We start from the raw sequence: 2677 nt of genomic DNA on the forward strand, positions 1-2677 counted from the left end.
GATTGCTGACTTTGATACCGCCGAGGTGATGTTGAAGCATTTCATTCAGCAGGCTAATGAAGGTAGTAATGTGATCCGACCCCGATTGGTAATCGGGATTCCCAGTGGTGTCACGGCAGTCGAACGGCGCGCAGTGATGGACGCCGCACTTCAAGCTGGCGCTAGTGAAGTATTCTTGATCGACGAACCGATTGCAGCGGCTATCGGTGCGGGTTTACCTGTGGCAGAGCCGACGGGGAGCATGATCGTCGATATCGGTGGTGGTACGACTGAAGTCGCTGTGATGAGTTTACAAGGCTCGGTGATCAGTGAATCGGTGCGAATCGCTGGCGACGAATTGAGTGATTCGATCGTCAACTACATGAAGAAAGTCCACAACCTCGTAATTGGGGAACGGACAGCCGAAGAAATCAAGATCCAAATTGGTTCGGCTTATCCTACACCCGAGGATAACGACACGACAATGGAAGTTCGCGGCTTGCATCTGTTGTCTGGATTACCCCGGACAGTGACGATTAAAGGCCCCGAAATCCGGGAAAGTATGTCCGAACCGCTTTCGACGATTATCGAAGCGGTCAAGCGGACGCTAGAACGGACTCCGCCCGAACTTGCTTCGGATATTATCGATCGCGGCATCATGTTGGCGGGTGGCGGTGCGCTGCTGCGCGGCATCGATACCCTGATCAGTCATGAAACCGGGATCGTGACGCACATTGCCAACGATCCGCTCACCTGCGTCGTTTTGGGTACTGGCAAAGTACTTGAAGACTTCAAAAATATGGAACGAGTCTTTAGTGGTCGCTCGCGCAGTCTCTAATCGAGAGTGAGGGTGGCGGAGAAATTATCAAAATTTCCAAAACCCTAATTCTCATTTTCTAGTAATTAATAACTGATAACTAACAAATAACAACCAACAACCAACGAACTATGTTTACTCTGCGCCGCTGGTGGGATAAAAACGCCCTCAAATTAGCTGGGTTTGGGACAATTATCGGTGCGACTTATCTAGTGTTGCAAACGCAAAACGCGTTGGTTTTTGAAGCTTACCATACACTCTCGCAACCATTCCAGCCCAAAGCAAAACAGATCGACTATCTCAAAACTGCGGGTGTCGAGCAACTCCAAAATGAAGTCCAAGAGTTGAAAAATCAAAATCAACAACTCAAGCAGTTAGCTAACTACAGCGCGACCGTTCCGACCAAAGGAATCTTGGCTCCAATCTTATTACATAGTGCCGATAATTGGTGGCAGCAGGTGGTCATCGGGCGCGGGAGTGCCGATGGGATCGCGATCGACCATATCGTCGTGGGTACTGGTGGCGTTGTTGGTAGAATAGTAGCTGTCTCACCACACACCAGTCGCGTCCTACTCGTCAGCGATCCTAGCAATCGGATGGGCGTCCTCATCAGCCGCACCCGGAATATGGGCATCCTTCAAGGCACCCGCAGCAATCAGGCGGTACTTCAGTTTTTTGACAAACGTCCGGCGGTGAAAGTTGGTGATGTCGTCGCGACTTCGGCTGTGAGTCAGTTATTTCCGACTGGATTGACTGTTGGTAAAGTAATCGATCTAAATTTAAATAAATCTCCCGCGCCAGAAGCGATCGTCGAATTTACCGCCCCCTTTAATGCTTTAGAATGGGTAACAGTTCATCCTCACGATCCTCGGGCAGTACCAGCCGAAGCTATTAAGCCAGTCGCTAAACCAAGTCAGCCAGCGCTGACTAAACCACCAACCCAACTCCGCTAGTTGCTAAATTGCTCGTCATGAATATCGATAATTTGCACCCTCTAGTTCGGAATGGACTTTACTTCCTCACTGTAGTTGGTTCTGCTGGTTTGTGTTTGATGTTGTTACCGACGCGATTGCCGGGAATGGAAATTTTTGGCGTCGGCCCTAGCTGGCTGGTGATGTGGCTGGTCGCCTGGAGTCTACATCGATCGCTATGGCACGCAGCTACAGCCGGGATCGTCCTCGGGTTGATTCAGGACGGGATGACATTTACGAGTACGGATATCCTGGGAACCGTCCCTACTCACGTACTGAGTTTAACCACTGTGAGCGTGCTGGTATTTATGCTGCACAAGCGCCGCTATCTGGACGATACAGTGTTCAGTGCCAGCATCGCGGCATTTGGCTTGACGATCGTTAGTGAAGCTGTCACGGGATTGCAATATCTGCTCGAAACAGCGATCGCGCGATCGCCAGAAGTCAGCTTAGACAGCTTGAATCATATCTGGACTAACCAATGTCCGTCGATGCTAATTACAGCGGTGCTGAGCGGCTTATGGATGCCGATCCTTTACTATCCACTCCAGCTTTGTTGGCAGAAAATGCTTGCAAATAAGTTGGCTTAATTTTTCAAGCGTCACGGCAGTGTCAAGCATTCACCGATTTATTCAGAGGGAAGGATGAGGGTAGTTTCATGAGTTATTGTCTCAACCCGAGTTGCCTGCATCCCCAAAATCCGCCTCAGAGTAACTTTTGTCGCAATTGTGGGCTGAGATTGCGGTTGCGCGATCGCTATTTAGCCGTAGAACCGATCGGGCAAGGTGGATTTGGACGGACATTTAAAGCGATCGATGAAGACAAACCATCGAAACCTTTTTGCGTAATCAAGCAATTTTTTCCACAGGTGGAAGGGACTACAGCAACTCAAAAAGCTGGCGAATTGTTT

The 2677-nt window shown here is 49.7% G+C and carries 4 protein-coding genes; all 4 read left to right on the top strand.

Features of this window, described 5'->3' with window-relative positions:
• A partial coding sequence (locus RMO52_RS15950) for a rod shape-determining protein (RefSeq protein WP_310416053.1) occupies positions 1-817 on the top strand: 817 nt, incomplete at its 5' end.
• A 110-nt stretch (positions 818-927) separates the two neighbouring features.
• The gene (mreC, locus tag RMO52_RS15955) at positions 928-1749 is read left to right on the top strand and encodes a rod shape-determining protein MreC (protein ID WP_309739008.1); all 822 of its coding nucleotides are present in this window, start codon (positions 928-930) and stop codon (positions 1747-1749) included.
• A 17-nt stretch (positions 1750-1766) separates the two neighbouring features.
• Entirely contained in the window at positions 1767-2357 is a 591-nt protein-coding gene (gene mreD, locus RMO52_RS15960) for a rod shape-determining protein MreD (protein ID WP_310416056.1), read from the top strand.
• A gap of 68 nt (positions 2358-2425) precedes the next feature.
• Positions 2426-2677, top strand: a 252-nt coding sequence (locus tag RMO52_RS15965) for a 4-Cys prefix domain-containing protein (RefSeq protein ID WP_310416059.1), incomplete at its 3' end; no start/stop codon positions are given.

Source organism: Chamaesiphon sp. OTE_8_metabat_110 (assembly GCF_031382685.1).
GTDB lineage: Bacteria > Cyanobacteriota > Cyanobacteriia > Cyanobacteriales > Chamaesiphonaceae > Chamaesiphon.

Excerpts from the sequence above, each read along its gene's own strand:
- mreC (WP_309739008.1), top strand. The coding sequence starts at position 928 with ATGTTTACTCTGCGCCGCTGGTGGGATAAAAACGCCCTCAAATTAGCT.
- mreD (WP_310416056.1), top strand. The coding sequence starts at position 1,767 with ATGAATATCGATAATTTGCACCCTCTAGTTCGGAATGGACTTTACTTC.